This window comes from Pseudorhodobacter ferrugineus DSM 5888 (genome assembly GCF_000420745.1).
Lineage (GTDB): Bacteria > Pseudomonadota > Alphaproteobacteria > Rhodobacterales > Rhodobacteraceae > Pseudorhodobacter > Pseudorhodobacter ferrugineus.
This window is the reverse complement of the sequence record NZ_ATVN01000034.1, coordinates 1-7,570: the sequence shown is the minus strand read 5'-3', so window position 1 is coordinate 7,570 and position 7,570 is coordinate 1. Positions and strand designations below refer to the sequence as shown.

Annotated in this window: 7 protein-coding genes and 1 pseudogene; 2 read left to right on the top strand and 6 right to left on the bottom strand. The window is 56.6% G+C overall.

Features of this window, described 5'->3' with window-relative positions:
* On the top strand, window positions 1-240 hold a 240-nt coding region (locus G560_RS0117930), incomplete at its 5' end, for an ATP-binding protein (protein ID WP_028914256.1).
* 73 nt (window positions 241-313) lie between these two features.
* Here the strand turns inward: G560_RS0117930 and G560_RS19790 are convergent.
* The 5 genes and pseudogenes from G560_RS19790 to G560_RS0117905 all read right to left on the bottom strand — a co-directional run.
* Window positions 314-721: pseudogene (locus tag G560_RS19790) on the bottom strand (NAD-dependent epimerase/dehydratase family protein); the annotation flags it as partial.
* A 4-nt stretch (window positions 722-725) separates the two neighbouring features.
* On the bottom strand, window positions 726-1,850 hold the full coding sequence (gmd, locus tag G560_RS0117920) for a GDP-mannose 4,6-dehydratase (protein ID WP_022705652.1): 1,125 nt from the start codon (window positions 1,848-1,850) through the stop codon (window positions 726-728).
* Window position 1,851: 1 nt separating this feature from the next.
* A complete protein-coding gene (locus G560_RS0117915; RefSeq protein WP_022705651.1) occupies window positions 1,852-2,400 on the bottom strand; it encodes a class I SAM-dependent methyltransferase in 549 nt (182 codons plus the stop codon).
* 742 nt (window positions 2,401-3,142) lie between these two features.
* A complete protein-coding gene (locus G560_RS19785) occupies window positions 3,143-4,444 on the bottom strand; it encodes a 3-deoxy-D-manno-octulosonic acid transferase (RefSeq protein WP_162140884.1) in 1,302 nt (433 codons plus the stop codon).
* Between the two features lie 56 nt (window positions 4,445-4,500).
* A complete protein-coding gene (locus G560_RS0117905) occupies window positions 4,501-5,370 on the bottom strand; it encodes an alpha-1,2-fucosyltransferase (RefSeq protein WP_022705649.1) in 870 nt (289 codons plus the stop codon).
* A gap of 278 nt (window positions 5,371-5,648) precedes the next feature.
* Between G560_RS0117905 and G560_RS20120 the strand changes: the two genes are divergently transcribed.
* Window positions 5,649-6,050 carry an REP-associated tyrosine transposase gene (locus tag G560_RS20120; protein ID WP_244870051.1) on the top strand — a complete coding sequence of 134 codons (402 nt, stop codon included), beginning with the start codon at window positions 5,649-5,651 and terminating at the stop codon, window positions 6,048-6,050.
* Window positions 6,051-7,339: 1,289 nt separating this feature from the next.
* Here G560_RS20120 and G560_RS19770 read toward each other — a convergent pair.
* The coding region (locus G560_RS19770) for a transposase domain-containing protein (protein ID WP_022705646.1) at window positions 7,340-7,570 on the bottom strand (231 nt) is incomplete at its 5' end.

Sequence of the window (7,570 nt, the reverse complement as noted above, 5' to 3'; positions counted from 1 at the left end):
TTGCTCTTCCACCTTCTGAGCAAGCTGTATGAACGCACCAGCGTCATCATCACCACCAACCTGAGCTTCAGCGAATGGGCCAGCGTGTTCGGCGATGCCAAGATGACCACCGCACTGCTCGATCGTCTTACCCATCGCTGCCACATCCTCGAGACTGGCAATGACAGCTACCGCTTCAAGGCCAGCTCCGAAACAGCGAAGAAAAAGCGAAAGGAGGCAACAGCATTGACGCCATCATGACATAGAGAACATAACTAATGGGTGGGTCAAATCGCGGTGACAATGCCGGGTCAGTTCTCAGTGACAATCAACACTCATTCGTGGGTTCCAGCACTCCGGTCAAAAGCGCGCTCTCGCTCATGGGCTGAGCCGCTTCGCGCGGGTAAATGCAGCTTGAACCCAGTTGCAACAGCCGTGTGACCCCAGCAGCGTGGGCTTCGTGGATCACGTTACAGGCGATCATAAGGTTTTGGTGGATGAAATCGGCGGGATAGGTATTGTTGGCATGAATGCCGCCCACCTTGGCCGCTGCCAGCACCACAACATCGGGGCGTTCAGCCTGAAAAAAGCGACGCACTGCTGCAGGATCGGTCAGGTCCAGCTCTGCATGGGTGCGGGTCAGAAGCGTTAACTCAGCTCCCGCCATTTGGCGTGCTTGGAACTGCCGCAGGATCGCCGCTCCGACCATGCCGCGATGACCGGCGACAAAGATGCGTGTCATGGGTCTAATCCTCCTGCGACACAGGCAGGTCCATCTGGTGGGCTTTCAAAAACGCATGGCGTTGGGCCACCTTCAGGTCTTCAACGACCATCTCGGCACACATCTCTTGCGCTGTGATCTCGGGTGCCCAGCCAAGAAGGGTCTTGGCTTTGCTCGGATCGCCCAAAAGCGTCTCTACCTCGGCGGGGCGGAAATAGCTTGGATCGATACGCATAATCACATCGCCGGGGGTCACACCGGGTGCCTTGTCACCAGACACCGCCGTTACAGTGGCCACCTCATGAACGCCCGTACCAGAAAATTCGAGCGTCATGCCAAGCTCTGTTGCTGACCAGGTAATAAAGTCGCGCACCGAATATTGTACGCCGGTGGCGATCACAAAATCCTCTGGTGCGTCCTGCTGCAACATCATCCACTGCATGCGCACGTAATCGCGTGCATGCCCCCAATCGCGCAGACTATCAATATTACCCATATACAGGCAGGTCCCTAGTCCTTGGGCTATATTTGCCAATCCGCGGGTGATCTTGCGGGTAACAAAGGTCTCGCCGCGCCGCGGACTTTCGTGATTGAACAATATGCCGTTGCAGGCATAGATCCCGTAAGCTTCACGATAGTTAACCGTGATCCAATACGCATACAGCTTGGCCACGCCATAGGGGCTTCGCGGGTGAAAGGGCGTGGTCTCAGTCTGCGGGGTTTCCCGCACAAGACCGTAAAGCTCGGATGTAGAGGCCTGATAGAAACGACAGGTCTTCTCCATCTTCAGAAAGCGGATCGCTTCGAGCAGACGGAGTGTCCCCATCGCATCAACATCAGCCGTATATTCCGGGGCTTCGAAACTAACCGCGACATGGCTTTGTGCACCGAGGTTATAGACCTCGTCAGGCTGCACTTCCGAGAGGATACGGGTCATATTGGAACTGTCGGTCAAGTCGCCGTAATGCAGTTTCAGCCTGACATCGCGGTTGTGCCGGTCTTCGATAATATGATCAATCCGCGCGGTGTTGAAAAGCGACGCGCGTCGTTTGATCCCGTGAACCTCATAGCCCTTTTCCAGCAGCAGTTCTGCAAGGTAAGAGCCGTCCTGCCCGGTTATACCGGTGATAAGCGCCCGTTTTGCTGCCATGTCAGGCCACGCCTTCCAGGTTCAATGAAACCAGCGTGCCAGTCTCCTTATCCATATGAGGAATGTAGGCCTGAGAATAGTCATCGAGCCAAGCGTGATCGGTCGCCCCCCAATCCCAACTGCGGACAGTCGAAAAGCCAGCTTCTTTCAGCGCACGGGTAAGATCTATTTCGTCGAAAATCATTCCGTGAAAATCGTATTGGTCACGCTGCCCGCCGCAGACCAGACCCCGAACATCCTCAATCCCACGCGGCAGAGTGCCAGACATGTAAAGCCGCGCCGCCGCGCCAAAATCCGGTACCGCTAGCCGCAAAATGCCGCCGGGTGCCAGAACCCTACGCCATTCACGAAGTACGGCCATATAGGTCTGACGGCCAAAATGCTCCAGCACATGCGAGGCATAAATCATCTCGACCGTGCCTCCTGCGATGAAGGACAGGTCGTCCACTGGACCACGATGGTCGATATGTGCAAAGTCGAGCGCATCGACATGAAACCAGCCGGGAATGTGTTTTTTCCCGCAACCGAGATGAAGTTTTGATGTATCCATTCGCCATAAATACCCTTGTCGCTATAGGGTTGCAATCGTAATGTTGGGTCGTCAACTGAAGTGGTTTGAAAAATTCCGACAGCGTGCCTGTGCCTCTATCCTTTCGTGCCGGTTGGGGCCCCATTTTGTCATGATTTACAAAGCGCAGTCACGATAGTTGCGCGTTGCCTTGTAACAGGGGCGGTAACGTCCTGATGTGGGTTTTCCATCGGTGAGCCGACGATCTGCACAAGGTTCCAAGACAGGGTTTGATCGCTGGCAACCAAAGCGCAAGGACCATCACATGCTGTAACAGGCGCCGCACCTCGCCGATCGCGCATTTTCCGCGAAGTGCGACAGTGCCGTGCGAAATCGGTGCTAGGTCCGCCAGATATTTGGCCAAGTTCGGGCATTTGGATGTCCGGCAGTGCCTTCTGGCACGCAATTGCACGCGAGGGTTTGCGATTAAGCATGATGCTGGCAACAGGCCCGGTTTCCGGACTGGAGTTGCGAACTCATGTGTTCAGAGCCGAAAAGCCAACGCCCGGATCTGATGAAACTTGCGGTCGCGTGAGGCCGCTACAGATCGCAATGCGCCCTGCATCACACCGAAACGCTGCACTGTATCTGATCACCATTCCCTTCATTGCAAACATTGCTAAAAAGAGACCCAACCTAAATCAGGGCAACAGCAAGCGGCATGGAACCCAATCCGAATGCATATCGGCTAAGCCGCCAACCTGTCTGAAAAAGGGGTGTCATTTCAGGCCAAAGGCGTGGGCAGCAGCGCAGTAAGCAAATCTAGCGTACGGTCCGTACCGCCGCCCTGAACCGCGTAGACATGTTTTGCGGCAAGTTGCATGGCTTTGCGCCGCTCCTCTTGTGTGAGAAGGGCATCGACGGCATCGCCAAGGAGCGCGCCATTATGGACCAGATACGCTGCGCCAGCCTCCTCCAGAGATTTGAATGCGGCTTCGAAGTTCGCTACATAAGGCCCGGACAGGATCGCGCAGCCAAGCGCTGCCGGCTCATAGGGTGTGTGACCGCCAAGCCCGGCAAAAAGTGAGCCGCCGATAAAGACAAGCCCCGCTGCGGAATAGACGCTGCCCGTCTCTCCAAGCACATCGACCAGATGAACGCGCGTGTTGCTATCCGGCCGCGCGCCCGTACTGTGACGCGTAAACGCGATGCCACGCTTTGCAAGCTCTGCCGCCACCGCATGACCTCGTTCGGGGTGGCGCGGCACCAGCACCAGCAACGGGTTGCCCGTCAGCCGCGCATGCGCCTCGATGATCAGACTTTCCTCCCCTTTGTGGGTCGACACAGCGGCCCAAATGCCGCGCCCTACGGCAGCGGCGGCAATCATGTTTTTTGTGTCCTCATCCACGGCTGGCAAAGCCACATCTGCCTTGAGATTTCCAAGCGCGTGCAGGCGCGTGGGGTCTAACCCCAAACCGCGCAAATCCACGATCAGGCACGGCTCTTGAACTGTGATAAACCGCATAGTGCAGAGTAGCCGGGCATAGACCGACGGAAACCGCCGCCTGCTGCGCGACGCGCGCACGTTCAAAAGCGCCATCGGGCAGGCACGCGCCTCAAGCGCTAGGACCATCCGGGGCCAAAGATCGCCTTCAATGAACAGCGCCAGATCCGGGCGCCAATAATCAAAGAAACGATCAACGGCTTGCCGGCTGTCGATGGGCACGAACTGGTGCAAGACTTGGGGCAGCAAGCGCCTTACGGTGGCGGCACCGGTCGCGGTATTGGTGGTCAGCAAAATCGTGGCGGCACCACGAGAGGCAAGGCGACGGGCCAGCCGTACCGCCGATGTCGCCTCGCCGACGGATGCAGCGTGGATCCAGATCAATTGGCCATCGGGTCGCGCGAGCGATGCTTGACCCAAACGCTCAGCAAACCGTTCGGGTGCCGCCTCCTGCCGCCTATGCGCTTGGCGCGCGACACCAACCAAAAGGCTTGGTGCGATTGAGGTAAGCGCTAACCACACCCGGATCAGGATCGGCAAGTCGGGTGAGTGTTGGGGCGTTTTGGCGTGTTCTTCGCGCAAGGCGTTGCCTTCCAGTAGGGGAGAGTCAAAGCGAGTTCATATCCCGTTGGGAACGCCTAGCCCTCGATCCGTGCCCAAGCTTCGGGCCAGATATCGGGGTTGGTAAATGCCGGGTCGGCGAACCATCGCGCCGGTGACGCGACGATCTTGTCCGCACGCGGGTTAAGCCATGCCCCCCACCAAGAGAACGAGGAATTCGCGACGATATGGTGGCGGCACGCGCTCATCAGCCTAAGATCCTCGACATTTCCTGCGGTGTCATTGTGTCCCGGCACCCTGATCTCGGCCGGAAGCCGCAGGTTCTCGCGCACCCAGGCAGGGTCGTCGGAAAAAGCATAGACCACCGGCGCGGTTCCCATCCGGGCAGTGATATGGGCCAGCGCGCGCTCGTAATACGCGGGCGTACAGCTGCCATGTTTGGCTGCAGCTTTAGCATCTCTCACATAATCACCGCGCCGTACATGCAGCGACACCGCGCGCGGCTCTGCGGCGATCTCGGCAAGCCAGCGAGCGTTCACGAGGTCGGGGGCAGCTACAGGCGTAAGCTCGGCGCGGATGGTGGCCGCATGCGCGGCGAAATACCGCTCGGATTGGAAATACCCCGTGATCCAGGCGGGTTTGGTCACGTTCGAAAGGGTCGGATTAAACCCCATCCCGTTTTCGCGCACCAGATTCGGTCCGCGTCGTCCCAGCCGCCAGATCAACCATGCCAGCGGGGATTCGCGCGGCAGAGGAGGAAGCAGTGACTCATCAAGAGGGCTGGCTTCAATGTTGAACGCCCCTAGCCCATAACCGTGTTCACGCTCACGCCGATAATACCGCAAGTCGAGATGCAACGGCATCCCGGTCTGAAGCGATAGCGCCCGACCCGCTGCATATTGGAACATTTGGTTCCCGAGGCCACCCTTTATCTGCATGACGATCATGGTTTTCCTTCCTAGCCCGAATTGCCCTAGACGAGCATCCAAGCATGACTTGCATGTTTGAAGCTACATCAGGAGCGGTGTGGATAAAAGACAGCACAGGAACATGCGTGTAAGAATGGGGGCAAGCGGGGGCGCGCGTTTGGCGAGATGTCCGCGCGCGGTCATTTTGGAGTTTTGTTTGGCGCCAAGGGTTTAGCGTTTCGCGTTAACCGCGTGTTAAGGTGCGGACGCAGGAAGGCAGGGTAAGACCTCCTCTGTGTTTCAACAGATTTTTAACCATGTTGGGGCAGAGTGCGGCGATGTCGCAGTATACCCGCCCCCATATTGCCGGTGCCGCCGTGTTTTTCACGGTGGCCGTGGCCGCGCGGGGAACGGATGTTTTGACCACGCATATTGAGGCATTGCGCGCAGCCGTCCGCGATACCCGCGCCGAGCGGCCGTTCGGCGTGGCAGCGTGGGTGGTCTTGCCCGATCATATGCATTGCGTGTGGCAATTGCCGATGGGGGACAGTGATTATTCGGTTAGGATGGGCGCGATCAAGGCGCGGTTTTCGATGGCGTTGGAGGCGCGAAACCAACGGGCAAGCCGTATTTTGCGGCGCGAGAAAGGCATTTGGCAGCGCAGGTTTTATGAACATCACATTCGCGATGAAAACGCGTTTCGGGCATGTGTGCGGTAGTGTTGGATCAATCCGGTGAAACACGGGTTGGTGGAGCGGCCCGAGGATTGGCCGTATTCGTCGTATCACCGCGCAAAAGATGGCGACGCGTTCGCAGACCCGTAGGGTGCGCTTCAGCGCACCGTTGGCGCGATGTGGGGGTATCTGGGCTTGTGGCAGATAACGGAATGGTGCGCTGAAGCGCACCCTACGATTACAACGCACGGGCGAAGTTGGGATATGGCAAAAACGGTTTTATGAACATCACATCCGCGATGAAAACGCGTTTCGGGCATGTGTGCGGTATTGTTGGATCAATCCGGTGAAACACGGGTTGGTGGAGCGGCCCGAGGATTGGCCATATTCGTCGTATCACCGCGATAAGGGCGGGGATTTGATTTTGTAGGGTGGGGTTTTACCCCACCATTGGTGGGTTGGTTTGGGAAGGTTTTAGCGGTTGGCAGGGGATGGTGGGGTGGAACCCCACCCTACGGTTGCTTACCAAGAAGCGTTGCGCTTTTGCTTTCCTATCAGTGAAAAAAATAGCTTTTCCGAATGTGAAGCCAGATCACAATCCAACGAAAGCGCATGTAAATTTAGTTCTCTCATTTGCTCTCGACCCACAGGACAAACTATTGGAACCTTACCATTTGGGTCGCGCAAAAGAATTATCGCTCTCTTGGGTGAAATTGGAAGCCAAAGCTCGCATGTAGGACTTGCAAGACCATTGGAACCCCCATTGCCAATTCTATATATCATTCGCCCATGCAAAATGAACGAATGGGCTCCGCTTGAAACTGCAATTCTCGCGTGGAAATTTCGCAATTCCGCTTCGGCGCGAGGCAATCTAGTCGTCATTCCCCGGACGCGAATATCTCGCCCAAGAGAAATCAATTTTCGTTTGTCCGCGAGGGCATCCTCATAATGCTTAAGACTGTTATCTCTAAGGTCTACTTCGGTAATTCTCTCGATTATCTTATTAACATACTCTGCGCCTTGCTGGAGGTCATCATGGCTAGCTCCAGTTAAACTGTGCGTACTCCTAGTTGCTAAAGCCATGAAAAGATTTTGTAAGCTCTCCAGCACCCAACCCTCGAAAACAGGCATTACCCCGGAATCCAGTGTGCCGTGCAACTCTTTTAGCAAGTCTCCCAGGTGATCATCTATTTTCCCGTAAAACTCTTTTTCGACATGATCAGTAGGTAAACCGTAAGCGGCGGCCGCGGGCCATTGATTTTTCAGTTGCGTTTGGTTGATCGCGTGAAGCTGAGGTCTGTTGGTAGCTCGTCAGGGACTACGAGACGAGGTCCTTATGAGCCATCTGGCAGCTGGGCGTAGGCCCATGGCATCAACGCGTCGATGTCCTTGTCGAGATGGCCGTTGGCGAGCCTGATGAAGATATCGCGCAGATAGGCATAGGGCTCGACGCCGTTCATCTTACAGGAGCCGATCAGACTGGCGAAGCGGGCCCAATTACGACCGCCCTCATCGTGCCCCGCAAAAAGTGCGTTTCGACGGTTCATCGCCGGGCTGCGGATAGC